This window comes from Streptomyces sp. NPDC001970, assembly GCF_053594115.1.
The window spans coordinates 109099-134396 of record NZ_JBSFDW010000014.1; the positions used below are offsets into that span (position 1 = coordinate 109099).

At 69.5% G+C, this 25298-nt stretch carries 19 protein-coding genes and 2 pseudogenes; 13 read left to right on the top strand and 8 right to left on the bottom strand.

The annotated features are described in order from the left end of the window. The first annotated feature begins 22 nt into the window (after window positions 1-22). Window positions 23-820 carry a sugar phosphate isomerase/epimerase family protein gene (locus ACWCP0_RS19005; RefSeq protein WP_451079999.1) on the top strand — a complete coding sequence of 266 codons (798 nt, stop codon included), beginning with the start codon at window positions 23-25 and terminating at the stop codon, window positions 818-820. Between the two features lie 32 nt (window positions 821-852). Here the strand turns inward: ACWCP0_RS19005 and ACWCP0_RS19010 are convergent, their stop codons facing one another. Further along, the gene (locus tag ACWCP0_RS19010; RefSeq protein WP_451079945.1) at window positions 853-1392 is read right to left on the bottom strand and encodes a DUF937 domain-containing protein; all 540 of its coding nucleotides are present in this window, start codon (window positions 1390-1392) and stop codon (window positions 853-855) included. Window positions 1393-1676: 284 nt separating this feature from the next. On the opposite strand from ACWCP0_RS19010, the gene recD2 reads away from it, so the two are divergent. Beyond that, window positions 1677-3905, top strand: a complete 2229-nt coding sequence (recD2, locus tag ACWCP0_RS19015) for an SF1B family DNA helicase RecD2 (RefSeq protein WP_451079946.1) — start codon at window positions 1677-1679, stop codon at window positions 3903-3905. Between the two features lie 166 nt (window positions 3906-4071). Continuing rightward, on the top strand, window positions 4072-5361 hold the full coding sequence (locus ACWCP0_RS19020; protein ID WP_451079947.1) for a citrate synthase: 1290 nt from the start codon (window positions 4072-4074) through the stop codon (window positions 5359-5361). A gap of 507 nt (window positions 5362-5868) precedes the next feature. On the opposite strand, the gene ACWCP0_RS19025 is transcribed toward ACWCP0_RS19020, so the two are convergent. Next, window positions 5869-8334, bottom strand: a complete 2466-nt coding sequence (locus tag ACWCP0_RS19025; protein ID WP_451079948.1) for a heavy metal translocating P-type ATPase — start codon at window positions 8332-8334, stop codon at window positions 5869-5871. 85 nt (window positions 8335-8419) lie between these two features. Beyond that, window positions 8420-8734, bottom strand: coding sequence for a heavy-metal-associated domain-containing protein (locus tag ACWCP0_RS19030; RefSeq protein ID WP_451079949.1), 315 nt, complete (start codon window positions 8732-8734; stop codon window positions 8420-8422). A gap of 223 nt (window positions 8735-8957) precedes the next feature. Between ACWCP0_RS19030 and ACWCP0_RS19035 the strand changes: the two genes are divergently transcribed. Next, window positions 8958-10061 carry a zinc-dependent alcohol dehydrogenase family protein gene (locus tag ACWCP0_RS19035; RefSeq protein ID WP_451079950.1) on the top strand — a complete coding sequence of 368 codons (1104 nt, stop codon included), beginning with the start codon at window positions 8958-8960 and terminating at the stop codon, window positions 10059-10061. A 57-nt stretch (window positions 10062-10118) separates the two neighbouring features. Here the strand turns inward: ACWCP0_RS19035 and ACWCP0_RS19040 are convergent, their stop codons facing one another. Both ACWCP0_RS19040 and ACWCP0_RS19045 read right to left on the bottom strand, forming a co-directional pair. Beyond that, the gene (locus tag ACWCP0_RS19040) at window positions 10119-10316 is read right to left on the bottom strand and encodes a helix-turn-helix transcriptional regulator (protein WP_451079951.1); all 198 of its coding nucleotides are present in this window, start codon (window positions 10314-10316) and stop codon (window positions 10119-10121) included. A gap of 345 nt (window positions 10317-10661) precedes the next feature. Continuing rightward, window positions 10662-11592, bottom strand: a pseudogene (locus tag ACWCP0_RS19045) (sugar phosphate isomerase/epimerase family protein). Window positions 11593-11723: 131 nt separating this feature from the next. On the opposite strand from ACWCP0_RS19045, the gene iolC reads away from it, so the two are divergent. The 6 genes and pseudogenes from iolC to ACWCP0_RS19075 form a co-directional block, all read left to right on the top strand. After that, window positions 11724-12776, top strand: coding sequence for a 5-dehydro-2-deoxygluconokinase (gene iolC / locus ACWCP0_RS19050; protein WP_451079952.1), 1053 nt, complete (start codon window positions 11724-11726; stop codon window positions 12774-12776). Further along, window positions 12773-13663, top strand: coding sequence for a Cgl0159 family (beta/alpha)8-fold protein (locus ACWCP0_RS19055; RefSeq protein WP_451079953.1), 891 nt, complete (start codon window positions 12773-12775; stop codon window positions 13661-13663). Before iolC ends, ACWCP0_RS19055 begins: the two co-directional genes overlap by 4 nt. Window positions 13664-13679: 16 nt before the next feature. Continuing rightward, complete coding sequence (gene iolB / locus ACWCP0_RS19060) at window positions 13680-14492, top strand: 5-deoxy-glucuronate isomerase (RefSeq protein ID WP_451079954.1); 813 nt, start codon at window positions 13680-13682, stop codon at window positions 14490-14492. Further along, on the top strand, window positions 14489-16507 hold the full coding sequence (iolD, locus tag ACWCP0_RS19065; RefSeq protein ID WP_451079955.1) for a 3D-(3,5/4)-trihydroxycyclohexane-1,2-dione acylhydrolase (decyclizing): 2019 nt from the start codon (window positions 14489-14491) through the stop codon (window positions 16505-16507). The genes iolB and iolD overlap by 4 nt, the downstream gene beginning before the upstream one ends. 23 nt (window positions 16508-16530) lie before the next feature. Beyond that, on the top strand, window positions 16531-18033 hold the full coding sequence (mmsA, locus tag ACWCP0_RS19070) for a CoA-acylating methylmalonate-semialdehyde dehydrogenase (protein ID WP_451079956.1): 1503 nt from the start codon (window positions 16531-16533) through the stop codon (window positions 18031-18033). A gap of 99 nt (window positions 18034-18132) precedes the next feature. Beyond that, window positions 18133-18276 (top strand): annotated as a pseudogene (locus ACWCP0_RS19075) (DUF4291 family protein); the annotation flags it as partial. Between the two features lie 101 nt (window positions 18277-18377). On the opposite strand, the gene ACWCP0_RS19080 reads toward ACWCP0_RS19075, so the two are convergent. After that, complete coding sequence (locus tag ACWCP0_RS19080) at window positions 18378-18857, bottom strand: hypothetical protein (RefSeq protein WP_451079957.1); 480 nt, start codon at window positions 18855-18857, stop codon at window positions 18378-18380. Between the two features lie 91 nt (window positions 18858-18948). On the opposite strand from ACWCP0_RS19080, the gene ACWCP0_RS19085 reads away from it, so the two are divergent. Further along, window positions 18949-19377 (top strand): MerR family transcriptional regulator, encoded by a 429-nt coding sequence (locus ACWCP0_RS19085; protein ID WP_451079958.1) that lies wholly within the window; start codon window positions 18949-18951, stop codon window positions 19375-19377. A 199-nt stretch (window positions 19378-19576) separates the two neighbouring features. Here the strand turns inward: ACWCP0_RS19085 and ACWCP0_RS19090 are convergent, their stop codons facing one another. Next, entirely contained in the window at window positions 19577-21637 is a 2061-nt protein-coding gene (locus ACWCP0_RS19090; RefSeq protein ID WP_451079959.1) for a restriction endonuclease, read from the bottom strand. A gap of 384 nt (window positions 21638-22021) precedes the next feature. On the opposite strand from ACWCP0_RS19090, the gene ACWCP0_RS19095 reads away from it, so the two are divergent. Both ACWCP0_RS19095 and ACWCP0_RS19100 read left to right on the top strand, forming a co-directional pair. Next, on the top strand, window positions 22022-23452 hold the full coding sequence (locus ACWCP0_RS19095) for an IS4 family transposase (protein WP_451079960.1): 1431 nt from the start codon (window positions 22022-22024) through the stop codon (window positions 23450-23452). 140 nt (window positions 23453-23592) lie between these two features. Then, window positions 23593-23880, top strand: a complete 288-nt coding sequence (locus tag ACWCP0_RS19100) for a hypothetical protein (RefSeq protein ID WP_451079961.1) — start codon at window positions 23593-23595, stop codon at window positions 23878-23880. Between the two features lie 557 nt (window positions 23881-24437). Here ACWCP0_RS19100 and ACWCP0_RS19105 read toward each other — a convergent pair. Continuing rightward, a partial coding sequence (locus ACWCP0_RS19105) for a tetratricopeptide repeat protein (protein ID WP_451079962.1) occupies window positions 24438-25298 on the bottom strand: 861 nt, incomplete at its 5' end.

The following is a 25298-nucleotide window of genomic DNA, read 5'->3' on the forward strand; positions in this document are numbered from 1 at the left end:
CTCCCGGTTCAGCATCAACCAGATGACCGTCAAGCAACTCACTCTGCCTGAGCTCGCGGAGGCCTGCGTACGGCTCGGCGTGCCCGGCGTCGGACTGTGGCGCGAACCGGTGCGGGCGTACGGCATCGAGGCCGCCGCCAAGCTCGTGCGGGACGCGGGACTCACGGTCACCACGCTCTGCCGTGGCGGCTTCTTCACGGCGACCGACCCCGCGGCGCGGGCACAGGCCCTGGACGACAACCGCGCGGCCGTCGACGAGGCGGCCGCCCTGGGCACGGACACGCTCGTCCTCGTCTCGGGCGGGCTGCCGCCCGGCAGCAAGGACCTGCCGGGCGCGCGCGAGCGCATCACGGACGCGTTGGGCGAACTCGCGCCGTATGCAGGGGAGCGGGGTGTGCGGCTGGCGATCGAACCGCTGCACCCCATGTACGCGGCGGACCGCTGCGCCGTCTCCACGCTCACCCAGGCCCTCGACCTCGCCGAACGCTTCCCCGCCGAGCAGGTCGGCGTCGTCGTGGACACCTACCACATCTGGTGGGACGACCAGGCGCCCGCGGCGGTCGAGCGCGCCGGCGCGGGCGGGCGGATCCACTCGTTCCAACTGGCCGACTGGATCACTCCGTTGCCGGAGGGGGTGCTCAACGGCAGGGGCCAGTTGGGCGAGGGCGCGATCGACCTGCGCGCATGGCGCGAACGCGTCGACGCGGCGGGCTACACGGGCCCGGTCGAGGTGGAGCTCTTCAACGATGAGCTGTGGACGCTCGACGGGGTGGTGCTGCTGGCGGAGACGGCGGCGCGCTACGTCCGGCACGTGCTGTAGCGCGCCGGGACGGCCCTGGGGCGCGCGGCGGCTCACTGCTTCCTGGGGCCGCCGCCCAACAGGTCGCCCAGCACATCGCCGAGGCTGCCCTGAGAGGCACCGGAAAAGCCGGGCGAGCCGGAAGCGGCCCCGGAGGCCCCGGGAGCCGCCCCGGCCGGCCTGCGCTGTGCCGCGCGCTTCGTGAGGACGGTCAGGACCACGGGAACCAGCAGTTCGAGCACCCGGCTGACCGTGGCCAAGGGAAGGCCCGTCTTCTTGGCGACCGCCGCGGCGGCGGGTCTGGCCAGCCGTGAGAGCACGCCTGCCATCAGACTGCCGCTCAGCAGCCCGCCGCCGAGGGTCGCGACGCCCTCGAGCGGAGGTTCGGTCACCTCGGAGACGGCCTGTCGTACCTCCTCCGCGTGCTCCGGTGTCGCGGCGGCCTCCCGCAGGCCTCCGGAGAGCGCGGACACGGACGTGTCCACGAGGCGCGAAGCCTGCCCGGGGTCCGTGCCGAGCAGGCCCGCGATCTCATGGAGCCGGTCGTCCCCCAGCTCGTTCAGTACGTCCTGCTGAAACACATCGTGACTCATGGTGAAAACGCTAAGGGTGCCCCTTTATGTCGGCATTTCGAGATTCCGAAAAAATAACTGCCCGCAGTCGTGCAACCCTTCCGGGGTGAGAAGAGTCGTACTTGGCGTCAGGGCTCCTGGGGAGGGATCTGGGGGGATCGGGGAGCTCTGCCGGAGGGGGAGGGAGCGGGGCCCGGTCATATGACCGGGCCCCTTGAACTCTCCGGGACCTGTGCGGGCCCGGGTGGCCGCCGAGTTCTCCACAGGCGCGGCGGGCTGTCCGACCGGGGCGGTAGCGTCGGATCATGTCCAATCTGGCAGTGGTCGAAGGGGTCCTGGAGCGGATCACCTACGCCAACGAGGAGAACGGGTACACGGTCGCCCGCGTCGACACCGGCCGCGGCGGCGGTGAGCTCCTCACGGTGGTCGGCTCGCTCCTCGGCGCGCAGCCGGGCGAATCACTGCGCATGGAGGGTCGCTGGGGCTCCCATCCGCAGTACGGCAAGCAGTTCAGCGTCGAGAACTACACGACGGTCCTCCCCGCCACCGTCCAGGGCATCCGCCGCTATCTCGGCTCCGGCCTCATCAAGGGCATCGGCCCCAGAATCGCCGAGCGGATCGTCGACCACTTCGGGGCCGACACCCTCGACATCATCGAGAAGGAGCCCGAGAAGCTCATCGAGGTCCCGGGCCTCGGCCCGAAGCGGACGAAAATGATCGGCGCCGCCTGGGAGGAGCAGAAGGCCATCAAGGAAGTCATGGTCTTCCTCCAGGGTGTTGGCGTCTCCACCTCCATCGCCGTGCGGATCTACAAGAAGTACGGTGACGCCTCGATCTCGGTCGTGAAGAACCAGCCCTACCGCCTCGCGGCAGATGTCTGGGGCATCGGCTTCCTCACCGCCGACCGGATCGCCCAGGCCGTCGGCATCCCTCACGACAGCCCCGACCGGGTCAAGGCCGGTTTGCAGTACGCCCTGTCGCAGTCCACGGACCAGGGGCACTGCTTCCTTCCGCAGGAGCAGCTCATCACCGATGCCGTGAAGCTGCTCCAGGTCGACACCGGCCTGGTCATCGACTGCCTCGCCGAGCTCGCGGCCGACGATGAAGGAGTCGTGCGGGAGCAGGTCCCCGCCCCGGACGGCGGGGATCCCCTCACCGCGGTCTACCTGGTGCCGTTCCACCGTGCCGAGCTGTCCCTCTCCGCGCAGCTGATCCGGCTGCTGCGCACGGACGAGGACCGCATGCCGGCCTTCCACGACGTGGCCTGGGACAAGGCACTGGCCTGGCTCGCGGACCGTACGGGCGCGGAGCTGGCCCCCGAGCAGGAGCAGGCCGTGCGCCTCGCGCTCACCCGGAAGGTGGCCGTCCTCACCGGAGGCCCGGGCTGTGGAAAGTCCTTCACGGTTCGCTCGATCGTCGAGCTGGCCCGCGCCAAGAGGGCGAAGGTGGTGCTCGCCGCGCCGACGGGCAGGGCGGCGAAGCGGCTCGCCGAGCTCACCGGTGCCGAGGCGTCCACCGTGCACCGGCTGCTGGAGCTCAAGCCGGGCGGCGACGCGGCCTACGACCGGGACCGGCCGCTCGACGCCGACCTGGTGGTCGTGGACGAGGCGTCCATGCTGGATCTGCTCCTTGCCAACAAGCTGGTGAAGGCCGTGGCCCCGGGTGCGCATCTGCTCCTGGTCGGGGATGTGGACCAGCTGCCGAGCGTGGGCGCGGGCGAGGTGCTGCGGGACCTGCTGGCCGACACCGGGCCGGTGCCCAGCGTCCGGCTGACCCGGATCTTCCGGCAGGCCCAGCAGTCCGGGGTCGTGGCCAACGCCCACCGCATCAACTCCGGGACACAGCCCCTCACCCAGGGCCTCGACGACTTCTTCCTCTTCGTCGAGGACGACACCGAGGAGGCGGGCAGGCTCACCGTGGACGTCGCGGCGCGTCGCATCCCGGCCCGGTTCGGCCTGGACCCGCGGCGCGATGTGCAGGTGCTCGCCCCCATGCACCGCGGACCGGCCGGCGCGGGCACTCTCAACGGACTGCTTCAGCAGGCGATCACTCCCGCCCGCCCCGACCTGCCCGAGAAGCGGCTCGGCGGCAGGGTGTTCCGCGTCGGCGACAAGGTCACTCAGATTCGCAACAATTACGAGAAGGGGAAGAACGGAGTCTTCAACGGCACGGTCGGCGTGGTGACCTCGCTCAATCCGGTCGATCAGCGGCTGACGGTGCTGACGGACGAGGACGAGGAGGTGCCGTACGACTTCGACGAACTGGACGAGCTCGCGCATGCGTACGCCGTGACGATCCACCGCTCCCAGGGCAGCGAGTATCCGGCGGTCGTGATCCCGGTCACCACCGGCGCCTGGATGATGCTCCAGCGAAATCTGCTGTACACGGCCGTCACCCGTGCGAAGAAGCTCGTGGTCCTCGTCGGCTCCCGCAAGGCCATAGGGCAGGCGGTGCGCACCGTTTCCGCAGGCAGGCGCTTTACCGCACTCGATCACCGGCTGACAGGTGAAGGCTTCGTGGGAAAGATCACCTAAGTCTTCCGGAACCGGGGCGAAGGGGGCACGATGAGCAGGTTGGCGGCACTGAGTGCCGCCAAGTGACCCAATGGTCGACCCCGAGTGCACTCTCCTCAGCCAAATGGGGGATGGTAGAGACAGTCAGGGCACCTCGAAGAAGAGGACTACGTCGGTGAGGGATGACGTGAGCGACAACTCTGTAGTACTGCGGTACGCGGACGGTGAATACACCTACCCGGTGGTCGAGAGCACCGTCGGTGACAAGGGCTTCGACATCGGGAAGCTCCGGGCGCAGACCGGTCTGGTGACCCTGGACAGCGGTTACGGCAACACAGCCGCCTATAAATCCGCGATCACCTACCTCGACGGCGAGCAGGGCATCCTGCGTTACCGCGGTTACCCGATCGAACAGCTGGCCGAGCGCTCCTCCTTCCTCGAGGTGGCGTACCTGCTGATCAACGGCGAGCTTCCGACGGTCGACGAGCTGGCCGCGTTCCGGGGTGAGATCACCCAGCACACGCTGCTGCACGAGGACGTCAAGCGGTTCTTCGACGGCTTCCCGCGCGACGCCCACCCGATGGCGATGCTGTCGTCCGTCGTCAGCGCGCTGTCGACGTTCTACCAGGACAGCCACAATCCGTTCGACGAGAAGCAGCGCCACCTCTCCACGATCCGGCTGCTGGCCAAGCTGCCGACGATCGCGGCGTACGCGTACAAGAAGTCGATCGGCCACCCCTTCGTCTACCCGCGTAACGACCTCGGGTACGTGGAGAACTTCCTGCGGATGACGTTCTCGGTCCCGGCGCAGGAGTACGAGCCCGACCCGGTCGTGGTCGCCGCGCTCGACAAGCTGTTCATCCTGCACGCGGACCACGAGCAGAACTGTTCGACGTCCACCGTGCGCCTGGTCGGCTCGTCGCAGGCGAACATGTTCGCCTCCATCTCCGCCGGCATCTCCGCCCTGTGGGGCCCGCTGCACGGCGGCGCCAATCAGTCGGTGCTGGAGATGCTCGAAGGCATCGCGGCCACCGGCGGCGACGTCGACACCTTCATCCGCAAGGTGAAGAACAAGGAGGACGGCGTCCGCCTGATGGGCTTCGGCCACCGGGTCTACAAGAACTTCGACCCGCGCGCCAAGATCATCAAGGCTGCGGCCCACGATGTGCTCTCCGCGCTCGGCAAGTCGGACGAGCTGCTGGACATCGCCCTCAAGCTGGAGGAGCACGCGCTCTCCGACGACTACTTCGTCGAGCGCAAGCTCTACCCGAACGTGGACTTCTACACCGGCCTGATCTACCGGGCCATGGGCTTCCCGACCGAGATGTTCACCGTGCTGTTCGCGCTCGGCCGACTGCCCGGCTGGATCGCCCAGTGGCACGAGATGATCAAGGAGCCGGGTTCCCGCATCGGCCGCCCGCGCCAGATCTACACGGGCGAGGTCCTGCGGGACTTCGTTCCGGTCGAGGCCCGCTGACGGCTGCCGGGGGTCCGGGGGGTGTCCCCCGGGCCTGCATGGCCACGGGCGAGGTCCTGCGGGGCTTCGTTCCGGTCGAAGCCCGCTGACGCCGGTCCTCCAGGGTCGTCGCTCCTGAGGTGTGTCCCAGGGGCGACGGCGCCTCCTGGGCAGGACGGCGTCTCCTGAACCAAGCGAGAAGCGCCCCGCTGCCGATCCCCCCACGGGTCGGCGAGCGGGGCGCTTCCCATATCCCCGGTGCGGATTCCCCCCACGGGATCCGGCCCGGGCGTCTGCTGGTACCCAGCAGAAGCTCTTCGCGCGGTCTGCCGGGGTACGTATGTCGGGAGGGCCGCTCAAAGCTCCCCGGTCTACGTGCCCCGGCCAACGCTTGCCTGGGACGTCCCCCAAGACATCCCATGAACGTCCCCCAAGACGTTCTGGCATCGCCCACTTAGACTCGCGAAGAGCCCGAATGGTTACCCACAAATATCTGTGATCTGGATCTCTTTGTGAAGGTCCTGTGTATCACGTGAAGGATCGCAGACGCAGGCTGTTGCTCACCACGAAAACGGACGAGAAAGCCATGGCGAATCCGGCGATCATGGGATTCAGCAGTCCTGCGGCGGCCAGCGGCAGAGCCGCGACGTTGTAGCCGAAGGCCCAGAAGAGGTTCCCCTTGATGGTGGCGAGGGTCCGCCGCGAGAGCCGGATGGCGTCGGCGGCGACCCGCAGATCGCCCCGTACGAGCGTGAGGTCCCCGGCCTCGATGGCCGCGTCCGTGCCCGTACCCATGGCCAGACCGAGGTCGGCGGTGGCCAGTGCGGCGGCGTCGTTCACACCGTCACCCACCATCGCGACCGTCCGGCCCTCCGCCTGAAGGCGCCGGATCGCGGCCACCTTGTCCTGCGGCAGCACCTCGGCGTACACCTCGTCGATGCCGACGCCGGCCGCGACCGCCTCGGCGACCGCGCGCTCGTCGCCCGTGAGCAGCACGGGCTTCAGGCCCAGCGCGCGCAGCTGGGCGACCGCCTCGGCGCTGGTGTCCTTGACCGCGTCGGCCACGGTCAGGATGCCGCGGGCCGTCCCGTCCCAGGCGACCGCGACGGCGGTACGTCCGGAGATCGCGGAGAGCTCGTGCGGCGGCTCCACGCCGGCCTCCTCGAGCAGGCGGGCGCGGCCGACGAGGACGGTGTGTCCGTCGACCGTGCCGCGTACCCCGAGGCCGGGAACGTTCTCGAAGGCCTCGGGAACGGGGAGCGGGGAACCGAGCCGGCCCGCGGCGCCGTCGGCGACGGCACGGGCGACGGGGTGCTCGGATGCGTGCTCCAGGGCGCCCGCCAACCGCAGCAGCTCCTCCTCGGTGGTGGGGCCGGTGACGTACACGTCCTGCAGGCGCATACGGCCGGTGGTGACCGTTCCGGTCTTGTCGAGGACGACGGTGTCGACCGTGCGGGTCGACTCCAGGACCTCGGGGCCCTTGATGAGAATGCCGAGCTGCGCCCCCCGGCCCGTACCGACCATGAGGGCGGTGGGCGTGGCCAGCCCCAGCGCACAGGGGCAGGCGATGATCAGCACGGCGACGGCCGCGGTGAATGCGGCGGCCGTGTCGCCGGCCACCAGGAGCCAGGTGACCAGGGTGCCGAGGGCGATCAGCAGGACGACGGGGACGAAGACGGCCGAGATGCGGTCGGCGAGACGCTGTACCTGCGCCTTGCCGTTCTGGGCGTCCTCGACCATCCGGGCCATCCGGGCCAGCTGGGTGTCGGTGCCGATCCGGGTGGCCTCCACGACGAGCCGGCCCGCGGTGTTGACGGTCGCACCGGTGACGTTGTCGCCTACGGTCACGTCCACCGGGACGGACTCGCCCGTCAGCATGGACGCGTCGACGGCCGAAATGCCCTCGACGACGACTCCGTCGGTCGCGATCTTCTCGCCCGGGCGCACGACGAACAGGTCGCCGACGACGAGGTGGGCGGCCGGGACGCGTACCTCCGTACCGCCCCTGAGCACGGCGACGTCCTTGGCGCCCAGCTCCAGCATCGCGCGCAGGGCGGCGCCCGCCTTCCGCTTGGCGCGGGCCTCCAGATAGCGGCCGAGGAGGATGAACGTGACGACGCCCGCGGCGACCTCGAGATAGATGGCCGATGCGGCGTCGGTGCGGCCGGTGCCGGGGATGACGGCGAGGTCGAATCCGTGGCGCATGCCCGGCATGCCCGCATGCCCGAAGAACAGCGCCCAGAGGGACCAGCCGAAGGCGGCGAGGGTGCCCAGGGACACGAGGGTGTCCATGGTGGCCGCGCCGTGCCGGAGGTTGGTCCACGCGGCGCGATGGAAGGGCAGTCCGCCCCAGACGACCACGGGCGCGGCGAGGGTGAGTGAGAGCCACTGCCAGTTGTCGAACTGGAGCACGGGCACCATGGCCAGCAGGATGACGGGCGCGGCGAGCAGAGCGGATATCAGCAGGCGCTGTCGCAGGGCGGCGACGGTGTCGCCGGCAGAGGAGCGGGCTCCGGCTCGGGCGGCCGGGGCTGCGGGCCGGGGCTGCGGCGCTCCGGTGGTCGCATGGGGCGGGGCCTGCGCGGCCGAGGACGTCCGATCGGCGGTCCGTGGCCGGGCGTGGCCGGGCGCGCCGACGGCCGCGGGACGGGGGGCGTCCTCGCTGGGGCGCGGGACGGCAATCACGTCCGCGAGGGTGCCAGGGAGGGCGGTCGTGTCCCTGGTCGCGATGTCGGGGGCCACGGCAGGGGCGCTCAGCGGCATGGCCGTGTAGCCGGTCTTCTCGACCACGGCGATCAGGTCGGCGACCTCCGTGCCCTCGCCGTAGGCGACGCGGGCCTTCTCGGTCGCGTAGTTGACCGTCGCCGTGACGCCGTCCACGCGGTTGAGCTTCTTCTCGACGCGGGCCGCGCACGACGCGCAGGTCATCCCGCCGATCAGGAGCTCGACCCGGGACGTGCCCGTGTCCGGCGTCTCGGTGGCGATGCTGGTCATGGGTACTGGCTCCAAGGGCGGGTCGGGCCGGGCCGTGCGCTGTGGCGCTACGGCCCGGCCGGGAACGGATGTCGGGCCTGGCCGATCAGGCCTGGCCGACGAGCTCGTAGCCCGCCTCGTCGACCGCGGCGCGCACCGCGGCCTCGTCCAGCGGAGTGTCGGACACGACGGTGACCTGCCCGGTGGCCGCGACCGCCTTGACCGAGGTGACGCCGGCGATCTCGGAGATCTCGCTCGACACCGCACCCTCGCAGTGGCCGCAGGTCATGCCCTTCACCTCGTACACCGCGGTGACACCGGCCTGCTGTGCGTCCGCCGCGCCGCCGCCGTGGCAGGTGCCGGCGGGCGAACAGCAGGAGCCGGTGGCCTGGGGGAGCTCGGTCTTCGTCTCGACGGTCATGGGCGTTCTCCTCTTCGAGCCGTGTGCGCTTCGCGATCAGTTCGCGGAACGACGTCATGGTGCATCAGGCGCATCAGGAGGGTCCCGGGGCACCGGGGTTTCCTCTCCGGGCACCAGGTTATACCCCTAGGGGGTATGAATGCGAGTCCCTCGTGGCGTGTCGGGCAGCACTCGGGTGGATAGGTTCGAGCCGATTCCAGCGGAGCCAGGGAAGGCAGGGCCGATGAGGGCTGTGGTGTTCGAGGAGTACGGGCGGGACGCCGAGGTACGCGCAGTGCCGGACCCGGTCCCGTCCGAGCACGGCGTGGTCGTGCGCGTCGAGGCCACCGGACTGTGCCGCAGCGACTGGCACGGCTGGATGGGCCACGACCCGGACATCACCCTCCCGCACGTTCCCGGACACGAGCTCGCCGGAGTCGTCGAAGCGGTGGGCCCCGGGGTTGCCGGCTGGCGTCCGGGCGACCGGGTCACCGTCCCCTTCGTCTGTGCCTGCGGCCGCTGCGCCGCCTGCGCGGCCGGGGACCAGCAGGTCTGCGAGCACCAGACCCAGCCCGGATTCACGCACTGGGGTTCCTTCGCCGAGTACGTGGCGCTCGAGCACGCGGACGTGAATCTGGTGGCCGTGCCCGAGGAGCTGTCGTTCGCGACGGCGGCGGGGCTCGGCTGCCGGTTCGCGACCGCCTTCAGGGCCGTGGTGGCCCAGGGGAGGGTGGCCCCCGGCGAATGGGTCGCGGTGCACGGCTGCGGTGGGGTGGGGCTGTCCGCGGTGATGATCGCGGCGGCCTGCGGGGCGCGGGTGGTCGCGGTGGATGTCTCACCGCGGGCACTCGAACTGGCGCGCACGTTCGGCGCCGCGGAGTGCGTGGACGCCACGGCGCTCACGGGCGCCGGTGCGGGCGCCGAGAGCCGTGGCCCGGGCAGCAGTGGTGCCGGCGGCGGTGGTACCGCCGATGCGGTGCGCGAGCTGACGGGTGGGGGTGCCCATCTCTCCCTCGACGCCCTCGGCTCCCCGGTCACCTGTGTCGCCTCGGTGCAGAGCCTGCGCCGTCGGGGACGGCATGTGCAGGTCGGCCTCCTGCCCTCGGCGGCGGGGGACCCCGTGATGCCGATGGGCCGTGTCATCGGGGAGGAGCTGGAGATCCTCGGCAGTCATGGGATGGCCGCGCACTCCTACGGCCCGATGCTGGAGATGGTGCGCTCGGGGGCGCTGAGGCCGGACCTCCTGGTCACCTCGGTGATCTCCCTGGACGCCGCCCCGGCCGCGCTGTCCGCCATGGGCACGACCCCGGGGGCGGGCGTGACGATCATCGAGCCGGGCCGCGGGTGAGCAACGGCCGGCATGGGGCTCGGTTCCCGCGCCGGCCGGACACGGGCCCCCGAGGGCTCATTCCCTGCGGCCCCTGTTGCCGGGGCGATTGGCCACCCAGCGGCGGACGGTGTCCGCGTACCAGTAGGGCTTTCCAGCCTCCACATGGTCGGGCGGCGGAAGGAGGCCGTGCTTGCGGTACGAGCGAACCGTGTCCGGCTGCACCCGGATGTGCGCGGCGATGTCCTTGTAGGACCAGAGCCTTCTGTCCGTCATCTGTGGCACCTCCCTGCGCGCGCCGCAGCGGCGGCCGGGAAAGCCGTCGGGGGAGCTGTGACGCGGACGCTGGCGATCACTGAGCCTGTGCCCGGTGCAACGACAGGGCGCGAGGGGGAGGAGGGGCTGTCGATGCCTTGTGACGGAAGGCCCGCGTAATGGAGACAAGCGTGACAGGAAGGCAACAGCTGTGACATGACCGGAGCCTTGGGACAATCGGTCCGCGTGTGCCGAGCACGACGTGGGCCGCGGACCGCGTGTGTCGAGCACGATGTGGGCCGCAGACCGCGTTTGCCCGGGCACGCGCGGATCGCAGGCCCCGCGCGGAGGCGGCAATTGCCCCCGTCACGCCCCGCAGGACCGGAGGAAGCGGCGGCTGCGCTGGGCGATCGGGAAGGGCTTGTCCGGGGGCGCGGGTACATGTCCTGCTCGACGATCGCGAACAGCTCGGAGTCCAGCCGCCGCGCCGCGGCCAGCACCGGCTCCAGCGCGGGGACGCCCCGCGGCGGCCCGCACATCACACCCCGCGCCACGGCCGGTCCGAACGGCACCTCGCCCACGACCACTTCGGCGAGGATCTCCGGATCCACCTGCTTGAGGTGGAGGTAGCCGATCCGCTCCCCGTAGGTCTCGATGAGCTTGACGCTGTCGCCGCCGCAGTAGGCGTAGTGCCCGGTGTCCAGGCAGAGCGAGACCAGTTCCGGGTCGGTCGCGTCGAGGAAGCGGCTGACGTTCGCCTCGCTGTCGATATGGGTGTCCGCGTGCGGGTGGACGACGATCCGCAGGCCGAAGCGGTCGCCGACCTCCCTCCCGAGGCGCTCGGTCCGGGTGGTGAGATCGCGCCACTGCTCGGCGGTGAGCTCCCGGTCCTCGAGCACCTCGCCCGTCCTGTCGTCGCGCCAGAAGGACGGGATGACGACGAGATGGTCCGCGCCCATCGCCCGGGTGAGCGCCGCGATGTCGGCGACATGCGCCCAGGTCTTCTCCCGGACGGCCGGTCCGTGGTGCAGCCCGGTGAAGACGGTGCCGGCCGAGACCTTCAGCCCGCGCGCCGCGGTCTCGGCCGTGAGCCGGGCCGGGTCGGTGGGGACGTAGCCGTACGGGCCGGGAGGTAGCCGTACGGGCCGAGTTCGATCCACTCGTACCCCACCTGCGCGACCTCGTCGAGGAAACGCTGCCAGGGAACCTGCTGCGGGTCGTCGGGGAACCACACGCCCCAGGAGTCAGGGGCCGACCCGATCCGGATGCGGTGGGGCAAGGGGGCGGAGGAGGTCATGGCGGTCAGCTTTCCCGCCGTCCGAGAAAGGAGTCAAGCTTTCGTCCGAATGTAAGGACAAAATGTTGACAGGGTTCGTGAGGGCGGGTTAGACCAGGGAACAGCCGGACGGTGGAACCGAAGGGACGCGTATGTCGCAGCCGTACGACGTGATCACGATGGGCCGGATCGGCGTGGACCTCTACCCGCTGCAGACCGGGGTTCCGCTGGCGCGGGTCGAGACCTTCGGGAAGTTCCTCGGCGGTTCCGCCACGAATGTGGCGGTCGCGGCGGCACGGCTCGGCCGCGGCGCCGCGGTGGTCACCCGCACCGGACGGGACGCCTTCGGGGAGTACCTTCACGAGGCGCTGAGGGAGTTCGGCGTCGACGACCGCTGGGTGACGGCGGTGCCGGGGCTGCCGACGCCGGTGACGTTCTGCGAGATCTTCCCGCCGGACGACTTCCCGCTGTACTTCTACCGGCAGCCCAAGGCGCCGGACCTCGAAGTGCACGTGGACGAACTCGACTTGGCGGCGATCGGCGCGGCACGGGTCTTCTGGACGACCGGCACCGGGCTGTGCGCCGAGCCGAGCAGGAGCGCGACCCTCGCGGCGCTGGAGCACCGGGCGAAGTCCGGCACGACCGTCTTCGACCTGGACTGGCGGCCGATGTTCTGGGAGAGCACGGCCCGGGCGGCTCCGGACGAGGCGCGTCCGTACTACGCGCAGGCCCTCGCCCACGCCACCGTCGCCGTCGGCAATCTCGACGAGTGCGAGATCGCGACCGGCGAGCGCGAGCCGTACGCCGCTGCCCGCGCGCTGCTGGCCGGGGGAGTCGAACTGGCCGTGGTCAAACAGGGGCCCAAGGGCGTCCTGGCCGTGCACCGGGACGGCACCACCGCCGAAGTCCCGCCGGTGGAGGTCCAGGTGGTCAACGGGCTCGGTGCGGGCGACGCGTTCGGCGGCGCGATGGTGCACGGGCTGCTGGCCGGGTGGGAGCTGGAGCGGGTGATGCGGTACGCCAACGCCGCCGGCGCGATCGTCGCCTCCCGCCTGGCCTGCTCCTCCGCCATGCCCTACCCCGCCGAGGTCGAGGCACTGCTCGACGGCCGAGCACCCGGTCCCGAGGCGGATCCCGACCCACATCCCGGTCCACGTACCGAGCCGCACCCGGCGCCCGGCCCCGTACCCGGGGCGGCGTCATGACCCGCGTCGACGTCGCCGGCCTGGTCCGCATCAGGGCGCACCACCCCGAGGCCGTCGCCGAGGCGGCGGCCCGGCGGCGCAGGCGCCCCCTCGTCGGGAGCAGCGGCCGGCTGATGATCATCGCCGCCGATCATCCCGCCCGTGGCGCCCTCGCCGTCGGCGATCGGCGCCTCGCCATGGCCAACCGCCTCGGCCTCCTGGAGCGCCTGTGCACCGCCCTGGAGCGCCCCGGTGTCGACGGGGTCCTCGCCACCGCCGACATCCTGGAGGACCTCCTCCTGCTCGGCGCCCTCGACGACAAGGTCGTCATGGGCTCCATGAACCGGGGCGGACTCGCGGGCGCCGCGTTCGAACTGGACGACCGGTTCACCGGCTACCGGGCCGAGGATCTCGCGCGGCTCGGCTTCGACGCCGGGAAGCTGCTCCTCCGTATCGACTACGACGACCCGGGCTCCCTCGACACCCTCCACTCCACAGCCCGCGCCATCGACGAGATGGCCGCACACCGGCTGCCGGTCTTCGTCGAGCCGTTCATATGCCGCCGCGTCGACGGGGTCCTGCGCAACGATCTGTCCGCCGACGCGGTCACCCGTTCCCTCGCGATCGCCTCCGGTCTCGCCGGCACCTCGGCGTACACCTGGCTGAAGATCCCCGTCACCGAGAACCCGGACGACATGGCGCGGGTGATGGAGACCTCGACGCTGCCCGCGGTGCTGCTCGGCGGCGACGTGGGGGACTCCGCCGAGAGGCAGGCGGCGGCGTACGAGAAATGGCGCGGAGCCCTGCAACTGCCCACCGTCCAGGGTCTGGTGGTGGGGCGCTCACTGCTCTATCCGGTCGACGGCGATGTGGCGGGAGCGGTCGATACGGCCGTAGGACTGCTCTAGGGGGTACGGAGAACTCATGGACGACCACAGGCATGTACGGGCAGGCGCCGCGGCCGACGGGCCGTACGCGCTCGACATCGACCCCAAGACGGCCGGATGGGGCTACTCGGCGCTGCGGATCCTGGAGCTGCGTCCGGGTGCCTCGCATCTGCTGAGCGCCGGGGACAGCGAGTGGATCGTGCTTCCGCTCAGCGGCGGCTGTACGGTGCAGATCGCGGGCGAGAGCTTTGAACTGCTGGGCAGGGAAGGTGTGTTCGCCGGAGTCACCGACTTCGCGTACGTACCGCGCGACGCCCATGCACAGATCGCCTCCGGCGCGGGAGGCCGCTTCGCCCTGGCAGGAGCGAAGTGCGAGCGACGACTCCCCGCTCGCTACGGACCCGCGCCGGAGGTACCGGTCGAGCAGCGCGGCACGGGCAGCTGCGCCCGCCGGGTGCACAACTTCGCCGCCGCCGGCTCCTTCGACTGCGACCGCCTCATCGCCGTCGAGGTGCTCACTCCGGGCGGCAACTGGTCGTCGTACCCACCCCACAAGCACGACGAGCACCGGCCCGGCGTGGAGACCAGACTGGAAGAGATCTACTACTTCGAGATCGGCGGTGAGCACGGCTTCGGCTACCAGCGGGTGTCGCCGTCGCGGCCCGGCGGCACCGACCTGCTCGCCGAGGTCCGCAGCGGCGACGCCGTCCTCGTCCCCGACGGCTGGCACGGACCGTCCATCGCCGCGCCCGGCCACGACATGTACTACCTGAACGTCATGGCGGGCCCGGGACCGGAACGGGAATGGCGGATCTGCTTCCACCCCGACCACACGGAGGGCTACCGATGAGCACGGGACCGAGCACGGGACCGAGCACCGGGCAGGACACGGGACCCGACGCCCGGGCCGGCACAGGGCAGGCCGACCTCCGGCGCGGCACCGGGCGGTCCGCCACCCGGCCCGGCGACGCCGGGCAGGCCGAGCCGCGCCCCGGCACGCGCCGTCTCACCACCGCCCAGGCGCTGATCGCCTTCCTCGCCCGCCAGTACACCGAGCGCGACGGCCGGAAGCAGCGGCTCATCGGCGCCACGTGGGGCATCTTCGGCCACGGAAACGTCGCGGGGATCGGCCAGGCCCTGCTGGAGAGCGGCGCCGACATGCCGTACTACCAGGGTCGCAACGAACAGGCGATGGTCCACGCGGCCGTCGGCCACGCCCGACAGTCCTGCCGGCTCGCCACCCACGCCGTCACCACCTCCATCGGCCCCGGCGCCACGAACCTCGTAACCGGCGCGGCCCTCGCCACCGTCAACCGGTTCCCCGTGCTCCTCCTCCCCGGTGACGTCTTCGCGAGCCGCCCCGCCGACCCGGTCCTCCAGCAGCTCGAGGTCCCCTACGCGGGGGACGTCTCCGTCAACGACTGCCTGCGCCCCGTCTCGAAGTACTTCGACCGGATCACCCGTCCCGAGGCCCTGATCCCGGCCGCCCTCACGGCCATGCGGGTCCTCACCGACCCCGCCGAGACCGGCGCGGTCACGCTCGCCCTGCCGCAGGACGTGCAGGCGGAGGCCTACGACTGGCCGGAGGAGTTCTTCGCCGAGCGCGTCTGGCACGTGCGCCGTCCCATGCCCGACCCGGACGAACTGGCGGCGGCGGCAGCGGCGGTACGGTCCGCCCGCCGGCCCCTGATCATCGCGGGCGGCGGCGTGCACCACAGCCGTGCGGAGACCGCCCTGAAGACGCTGGCCGAGTCGACCGGTATCCCCGTCGCCTCGACCCAGGCGGGCAAGGGCTCGCTGCGCCACGACCATCCGCAGGACGTCGGCGGCATCGGCCACACCGGCACCGCGACCGCCGACGAGCTGGCGCGCGCCGCGGACCTGGTCATCGGCGTCGGCACCCGTTACTCCGACTTCACCACCGCATCCGGCACCCTCTTCACCCACCCCGACGTCCGCTTCCTCAACCTCAACATCACCGGCTTCGACGCGCACAAGCTCTCCGCCCTCCCGCTCGTCGCGGACGCCCGGGCGGGCCTGCACGGTCTCATCGCCTCCCTCCACGGCCACCACGTGGAACACAGCTACGAGACGGAGTACACGGACGACAAGGAGCGGTGGGAGCACCGCGTCGACGCCGCGTTCGAGGCGCGCGACGAGGACGTACGCCCCACCCAGCCGCAGGTCCTCGGCGTGCTCGACGGTCTGGTCACCGAGGACGACATCGTGATCAACGCGGCGGGCTCGCTCCCCGGAGACCTCCACAAGCTCTGGCGTGCCCGCTCCCGCGACCAGTACCACGTCGAGTACGGCTACTCCTGCATGGGATACGAGATCCCCGCGGCGATCGGCGTCGCGATGGCCGCACCGGACCGGCCGGTCTGGGCGCTCGTCGGCGACGGTACGTATCTGATGAATCCCACCGAGATCGTCACCGCGGTGCAGGAGAACATCCCCATCAAGGTGGTCATCCTCCAGAACCACGGGTACGCGTCGATCGGCGGCCTCTCCGAGTCGGTCGGCTCCGAGCGCTTCGGCACCGACTACCGCCGCCGGGAGGCCGACAGGACGTACACGGGGCCACCGCTCCCCGTCGACCTCGCGGCCAACGCGGCCTCCCTCGGCATGCGGGTGCTGCGCGCCAAGACTGTCCGTGACCTGCGCGAAGCCCTGACGCAGGCCCGGGCTTCAGACCGCCCCACATGTGTCTACGCCGAGACCGAAACGGCAGACACTGTGTCGGGCGCGCCCCCCGCGCAGGCGTGGTGGGATGTTCCTGTGGCCGAGACCGCTACCCGCCCGTCGGCGGTCAAGGCCCGGGAGGAGTACGACCGGCAGGTCGCAGCCCGACGCCGCCATCTCTGAAGGACCTGAAGGAGCTTTTCGTCATGACGAAGACCGTCAACCACTGGATCGGTGGCAAGACCGTCGAGGGCGCGTCCGGCAACTGGGGCCCGGTCACCGACCCGGCGACCGGGGCCGTGACCACGCAGGTCGCCCTCGCCTCCGTCGAGGAGGTCGACGCGGCCGTCGCCGCCGCGAAGGCCGCCTTCGGGACCTGGGGCACGTCCTCCCTGGCCCAGCGGACCACGATCCTCTTCCGCTTCCGGGCGCTGCTCGACGCCAACCGCGACGCGATCGCCGAGCTGATCACCGCGGAGCACGGCAAGGTCCACTCGGACGCGCTGGGCGAGGTGGCCCGTGGTCTGGAGATCGTGGACCTGGCCTGCGGGATCACCACCCAGCTCAAGGGTGAGCTGTCCACCCAGGTGTCGAACCGTGTCGATGTGGCGGCGATCCGCCAGGCGGTCGGTGTCGTGGCCGGAATCACGCCGTTCAACTTCCCGGCGATGGTGCCGATGTGGATGTTCCCGCTGGCCATCGCCTGCGGAAACACCTTCGTCCTCAAGCCGAGCGAGAAGGACCCCTCCCCGTCGCTGAAGATTGCCGAGCTGCTGGCCGAGGCCGGTCTGCCGGACGGTGTCTTCAACGTCGTCCACGGCGACAAGGTCGCGGTCGACCGTCTCCTGGAGCACCCGGACGTCTCGGCGATCTCCTTCGTCGGCTCGACCCCGATCGCCCGGTACATCCACACCACCGCCTCCGCCAACGGCAAGCGCGTCCAGGCGCTCGGCGGGGCGAAGAACCACATGCTGGTCCTCCCGGACGCGGACCTCGACGCGGCCGCGGACGCCGCCGTCTCCGCCGCGTACGGCTCCGCGGGCGAGCGCTGCATGGCGATCTCGGCGGTCGTCGCCGTCGGCGCGATCGGTGACCAGCTGGTGGACAAGATCCGCGAGCGCGCAGAGAAGATCAAGATCGGCCCGGGCAACGACCCGACGTCCGAGATGGGCCCGCTCATCACCAGGGCACACCGCGACAAGGTCGCCTCGTACGTCCACGGCGCGGCGACCCAGGGTGCCGAGGTCGTTCTCGACGGCACGGGCTACACGGTGGACGGCTTCGAGGACGGACACTGGATCGGCCTGTCGCTCCTCGACAAGGTCTCCACGGACTCCGACGCGTACCGGGACGAGATCTTCGGCCCCGTGTTGTGCGTGCTGCGCGCCGACACGTACGAGGAGGGCCTCGCGCTCGTCAACTCCTCGCCGTTCGGCAACGGCACCGCGATCTTCACCCGCGACGGCGGCGCCGCCCGCCGCTTCCAGCTGGAGGTCCAGGCGGGCATGGTCGGCGTGAACGTGCCGATCCCCGTGCCGGTCGGCTACCACAGCTTCGGCGGCTGGAAGGACTCGCTCTTCGGCGACCTGCACATCTACGGCAACGACGGCGTGCAGTTCTACACCCGCGGCAAGGTCGTCACCACCCGCTGGCCGGACCCGTCCGAGGCCCCGGCGGGCGTGGACCTGGGCTTCCCGCGCAACCACTGAGCCGTGAGCCCTGTGGCCTGATCCCCGCAGCCTGCCGCGCGGCCCGTACGGAACCCTCACCCCGTACGGGCCGCGCGGTCGTCCGAGTAGGGTCGGTTCATGCCACCGCAGCACCAGATCCGCGCCCTGCACACCGAGACCACGGTCACCGTCTACCAGGCGTACGACCCGGCGATCGGCGTCCCGGCAGCGCGGAACGGGCGCTTCCCGGCCGCCTGGAAGCGGGACCGGATGACATGGATCATCAAGCCGTGTCCACAACCTCTTTCCGTGGCTACACGCCGGTGGGAAGGGGAAAGCGGACGCGCCCACCGGTGAGCGGCACGGGTGGGCGTGCCCCCACGTCACCGACGCACTGTGCCGAGCGGGCGTCCATCGGTCGGGCCTGCATCGTTGCCTACGAGGACTGCGTTTCGGCCCCATCTCCAGGGCACAAGCTGGAGGACGCCGAACGCCACCTCGACAGCAAAGAAGAGCCACAGGATCCGTGACACACCGTGGGCCAGTGCGTACGCCTGCCACGTCGCGAACAGGGCACGGGCGATGCCGTCGAACAGTCCGTGCTCCGGCAGCGGCCTGACGATGCGCAGCACGGCCCAGACGACCACCACCGAGCCCATCAGATTGGCGAACAGAATCTGCCACAGGTCGAGTTTGGGCAGAGCGCCAAGCCCGAGTGCATTGCTGCACGATGACAGCGCGTCGTGTACCAGCACGTAGGTCCATGGAGTTGCGAATCCCCCCGTCACAGCCAGGTCGTACCAGGCGCTCGCGCGTACGACGCGGAGGTAGGTGGGGTGCGCGGGCGTGTGAAGACGGCTCACGATGAGGCTCCTGTTGGTCTCGTGGCTGCGATGCCTCACGCTAAACAGTGGAGTACGGTCCAAGGTCAAGCCCGACATCCGATGGAGGGGCATGCGTATCGGTGAGCTTGCCGCGCAGGTTGGCATGACCAGAGACACGATCCGGTTCTACGAGAAGGTCGGCCTTGTCGAAGGTCGGCGATTGCCCAACGGGTATCGCGACTTTCCACCCGAGACGGCGGCCTGGCTGCAATACATTCGCACTGCGCAGGCACTTGGTTTCTCCCTGGCAGAGATCGCGCGGAACGGCGAGAAATTGCGCGAAGCACCGGACACGGCGGAGGCGCTGTCCGCGCTCTTCGAGGAGAAGATTCAGATCATCGACGCCCGTATCGCTGAACTGGCCGTTCTACGAGCCGACCTGACGACTCGTGTCGGCACTGGCTGCCCGCTGCGTGCGGCCGGCCCGCCCGGCGGAGCAGGAGATCGAGAGCGTCGGGGTTCCGACCGGTATGTGGCCTCCAGCGGGATGGTCGACTGAACGGGTTTGCCGATCACCATGGACATGCGCGGGAATGATCGGGCACCCCGCTGGTCCGCAGCACGGCGAGCGTCTGGCGGGAGAGGGAGGGGGCACGGACGGGAACAGACGAAACGGGCTGTGAGCGCGGCTTGACATGGATCATCAAGCCGCGTTCACAGTCCTCATCCGGCACAGCAGCATCTGAACCCACGTGGATCTATGCCACTTCGATGCCAAAATCCTGCACAAGCGCCTCCAGGCCGCCCGTGTAGCCCTTGCCGCCCAGCACGAAGTCCCAGTCCCCGTTCGGCCTTCGGCGGAAGGAGCCGAGTACCAAGGCGGTTTCGCGTGGTCGGCCGTCGGAGACTTCGAGTCGTCCCAGTTCGCTCAGCCCCGGGTCGAGCAGACGGATGCAGGCGTCCGTGAAGCCGGAGAGATCGGCTTCAGGGTTCACCTCCGGGTCGATGGCTGCTACGAGGACGAATCGGTCAGCTTCGTCCGGCAGTCCGTCGAAGGAGACACAGATTGCTGCCTTGTCAGGTGCCGTGGGATCAAGGGCGCGGACGGAGCCATCGGCTGTCTGTGGGTTGTTGAAGAAGACGAAGTGTTCGTCGCTGAGTACGCGGTTGCCACGGCAGACGAGAGCGCACACATCCAGGGCGACACTTCCGGACCATGACATGCCCAGGACGTTGTAGTCGTCGGGCAGTCGAGTGTTCGGACCGGACGTCGTCGGCTGCGCTGCACCTTGACGGGCGCCCTCACCCAGGCGCCCGCGTAGTCCATGGCGATGCAGCAGGTCGACGAGCTCAGTACCCGAGATCAGTTCGAGTGGCTTTCCGTTGGCGAAGGTGTGTGAGCCGGGGCCGAACCTTGACGTTGTCACGAGGACGCCCTTGTTGGCGCCGGCATCCTGCATGGTCCCGTAAAGGTCACGTACAGCGGCGGGCGGCACCGTGTTGCGGTAACGCTTCACCTGCACGGTGATCTTTCCACCTCGGATCGGTGTCGGATCCAGTGCATCGACGTCCACGCCGCCATCGTTGGAGCGCTGTGTGGTGACTGCCTGCATCCCCATGGCCCGGAAGAGATCGGCAACGAGGTTCTCGAAGGCGATCGGATCCATGTCGTACAGGTTGGGTTCCTCATCGCTGCCATGTGCGACAACGCGGTTCCCGACATCCTGCGGCAGGCGACTCGGCCGTATCGGCGTGAGTTGGTCGGGTCGAGCCGAGACCTGCCCGCGCAGCGCATCGGCCAGGCAACTGCCTGCGTCCACCTGTGCCAAGTGCAGGTCACGAAACGTTGAGCACGAAGTCATGACGGTAGCCAGGTAGATGTGGCCTGGTCGGCCCGTCGTAGGGTCATGCCCGTCCACGAACCCATTCAGGTTCACCGACTCGAGCGCGCCCAGTTCATCCGCGGCGAAGAGTTCGTGCAGGACGAGCAGCATGCATTGCGCGAGAACCTCCTGGTACAGAGCCCGACGCTGTCCCAGTGGGCGGGGAGTCTCCTTGTCCTGGTCCACCCCCGACATGTACCGAACGGACTTGGCCTCAGGGACGATGCTGTAGGCAGGCAACTCCCAGTCCAGTACCAGCTGTCGAGCTGCCGGGTCATAGGCGACTGCCACCTGACGTGGGAAGCCTTCAGGCCACGCGGTCGACGCGTAGAGAGCGCCGGAGAAGTACTCGACCACAGACTCGGGATCGAGGCGTCTGACTCCTTCGGTCACCCCGGCGATGCCGGCGTTGTGCCGACGCACATCAGCCAGCTGGGCATCAGCCCACTGCTGGTACTGCCGCTGGTACGCGGCCAACTGCTGCTGCCGCTGCGCCTCCGCCGTCTGGGCGGCGTGCCAGTCCCGCTCGAAGCGTGCCCGTGCTTCGGCCTGGGCTTGGGCCCGGCGATTGGCGGTCCACCCGCTCTGCGTTTGGTACTGATTCCAGTCCGGCATGGGCACGGGCTGCGCCAATGCTCCCGGAGCGAAGGGCTGGACCTCCTCGGGTCGCAGGAGAGAGGAAGCCCTGAAGGCCGGAGCCTGACAACCCGCGGCCAGAAGACCTTGCAGCGAAGCAACCTGAGCGTCCAGTTCTTCCGTGCGGCGCAGCGCCTCTGCCTGCCGGTATTCACGGTGACTCTGCGCAGCCCGTCGCTGATAGGCACGTGTTTGCTGCGCTTGCTGTCTCTGCCGTCTGGCTTCGGCTTCCATCTGGCGCTGCTGCTGTCGTTGCATTTCAGCCCAGGTACCGACAAAACCGGTCGAGCGACGACTCATGTGATGCTGGCCCTCCCCGAGGCATCTGGTTGTCCCCACAACCAGTTGTGACGAGTGGACTCTATCCGGCAATTGCCGTCTCGCATATCCACTCGTTAAGGGCAATCCTTACGGTGCATACCCGCAGGTCAACGTGACTGGAGGGGTGGCCGAGGATGTACCAGGCTGCGGTCCCCAAACCGTCGCAATCCGCCGTCCCGCTACCGCCAGGTGGGCTGTGCGCAAAAAGGGGCTGCGAACACGCCTTGACATGGGTCATCAAGCCGCGCACAAATCCCCTTCTCCGTGACTGAAGACGGTGGGGTGGGCAGCTAGTCCCAAGGCCGTGAAGTTATGGCTTGGGTGGGGTTGTCCAGTGGGCCTTGAGGTGCGGTTTCGTCGGACATGAGGAGCGGAGCCCCGGTAGAACTGGCAGTCGACCAAGACAAGCCGTTCACAAGACCGGAGGCTCCGCTGTCCGAACAGCGTGCCATCACGCGTACCGTCACGGTGGCCGGAGGCCGGTTTGCGCCCGGTCATCTGGGCGAACTCACCCAGCTGTTGCCCTTCGAGATGGTCGATGCGGCGCTGAGCGCGACCAGGGCCGTGCAGTGCCGGCTGCGGGATCTGCCCTCCCGGGTCGTGGTGTACCTGGTCCTGGCCGCGTGCCTGTTCCCGGAGACGGGATACCTCGGCGTGTGGCGCAAGCTCACCGGGGCGCTGGCGGGTTTGCCGGTGGTCTCGCCGACGGCGAGCGCGCTGGCCCAGGCCCGCCGCCGCGTCGGCAGCAAACCGCTGCGCTGGCTGTTCGACCTGCTGCGGGGCCCGGCCGCGACCGGGCACGGGCCGGGGGTTCGCTGGCACGGTCTGCTGGTGGTCGCACTCGACGGCACCACTTTGACGGTCCCCGACACGCCCGCTGTCATGACCAGGTTCACCAAGCAGGCCGGCAACCACGGCGGGACCGGATACCCGCAGGTCCGCCTGCTCGCCCTGGTCGCCTGCGGCACCCGCACCCTCATCGACGCGGTATTCGGTCCCACCACCTCGGGCGAGACCACCTACGCCCCGCGCCTGCTGCCCAGCCTGCGGCCCGGGATGATCCTGCTCGCCGACCGCAACTTCGGCGCCCAACGGCTCCTGGCCGACATCGCGGCCACCGGAGCCGAGGTCCTGGTCCGGCTCAAGAACGGCCGCCACATGCCTGTCCTGGCCCACTACCGCGACGGCTCCTACCTCTCCACGCTGGGCGACCTACGCGTCCGCGTCATCGACTGCGAGATCACCATCACCACCACCGCCGGGAAACACACCGGCCTCTACCGGCTGGCTACCACCCTGCTCGACCACCACCGCCACCCGGCAGCCGCACTGACCACGCCCTATCACCAGCGCTGGGAGATCGAAACGGCCTACCTGGAACTGAAGTCGACCATCCTCGGCGGCCGGGTCCTGCGGGCCCGCACCCCCGACGGCATCGACCAGGAGATCTACGCCCTGCTGGTCGTCCACCAACTGCTGCGGACCGCCATGGCCGATGCCACCAGCACCCAATGCGGCACCGATCCCGACCGCGCCAGCTTCAGCATCGCCTGGCAGACCGCCCGCGACCTGGTCATCCAGGCCGCGGGCGTCATCGCCGACACGGTCATCGACCTCGCCGGCACCATCGGACGACACGTCCTGGCCGGCCTGCTGCCCGCACGGCGACTACGCGTCAGCCCTCGCATCGTCGAACGCGCCATCTCCAAGTACCAGGCCCGCGGCCCCAGCATCGACCGAACCACCTACAAGGCCACCACCAACATCAACATCCGCGCCCCCGCAGGCCGTTGATGATGCACCTCAACCGCAGACTTCACGGCCTTGGTACTAGGCTGGAGCCCTCACTTTTCAACGTGGGGTCTCAGAGACGCCCCGACCACCCCGGTGGTCGGGGCGTCTCCCACTCTTCGGCCAACCTGGAGGCGTTGATCATGGATGCAAACCGAGTTCTCGAAGCGCTCGAGGCAGGCGAGTTCGACGGCGTCAGCCACACCTATCAGCCCTATGACGGCTACGGGAACCAGACCCATCAGGTTGCGATGAGCGTCTCCGGTGGCACCATCGAGGTCTCCAAGACCACCAGCGGGAAGTTCTTCGACGGGAAGGAGAACGCCCGCTACTCCGAGACCAGCACGGACTACTTGACCGGCATGGATGCGGTGGACTTCATCGCCCAGCGGCCGTACTACTTCTCGCAGGTTCGCCCCGACCTTTTCTGAGCTGCGTGGGCGTTTGATGCTGATTCACGATGAGTATTCCGACCTGCTTTGTCGCATTCATCGCCAACCTGCGCGGCCTGAAGTGCCTGGAAGCTCCGCACCGGCGGGAATCTTCTGCCCCATCGCTAAACCAGACGGAATCCAGCGCCTACAAGTAGATCAAACGGACACGCGGATCGGTGCCCGGAAGGCCGTGAAGGCGCAGGTAAGGTGCGAATTAGTCCGAAGACTGTCAGCCGCGAGGGCGACTTAACGCCACAATTCATCCCTAAACACCCACTCAAGGCCCACTGGACAACCCCACCTGAGCCATAACTTCACGGCCTTGCAGCTAGTCCTCCGTCGCATGAGCCATGCCGAGCGGGTACATGTAGGCGTAGCTTCGCTGCTCCTCCAACTCCGCGAGAATCTCAGTGAGGTCGAAGCCGAAGTAGCCCTGCCTCGCAACCAAGGACGAGTCCAGCGATGCCATCCACCGGGCACAAGTTGCGACCGCAGCGCCGCACATGGTGTGGGTGACGAGGGCGGCAGATTCCCACGTCGGAACGTGCAGCGGGTTATCTTGCTCGACGCCCGATGACCGGCAGCCTACGCATACGTATGGCTTGCCTTCGACGCATCGCCGCCAATGTCATTTCGAGGTTGCTGCGGCTCGCCAGCGTGTCGGGGTGCTCGGGACCGAGGACCCGCTCGCGGACGTCGAGGGTCTGGCGATGCAGGTCAGCGGCTCCGGCGTAGTCCCCGAGGCCATGCAGTGCGAGGGCCAGATTGTTGCGGCTGTGTAGGCTGTCGGGATGCTCGGGACCCAACACGCGTTCGGACATGCTTAGGGTCTCACGGCCCAGGTCGGCGGCCTGCGCATGGTGCCCGAGGCCATGCAGTGCGAGGGCGAGGTTGCTGCGGCTGTTTAGCGTTCGAGGGTGCTCGGGACCGAGGACCCGCTCGCGGACGTCGAGGGTCTTGCGATGCAAGTCAGCAGCCTGCGCGTAATCCCCGAGACCGTGCAGGGCGAGGGCAAGGTTGTTGCGGCTGGCCAGGGTGTCGGGGTGCTCGAGACCCAGGACTCGCTCGCGGACGTCGAGGGTCTTGCGATGCAAGTCAGCAGCCTGCGCGTAATCCCCGAGACCGTGCAGCGCGCGAGCGAGGTTGTTGCGGCTGGCCAGGCTGTGGGGGTGCTCGGGGCCCAGGACCCGCTGACGGACGTCGAGAGTCTGGCGATGCAGGTCAGCGGCTCCGGCGTAGTCCCCGAGGCCATGCAGTGCGAGGGCCAGATTGTTGCGGCTGTGTAGGCTGTCGGGATGCTCGGGACCCAACACGCGTTCGGACATGTCGAGGGTCTGGCGATGCAGGTCCGCGGCGTGCGCGTAATCCCCCGCACCGTACAGGGCGAGGGCAAGGTTGTTGCGGCTGGCCAGTGT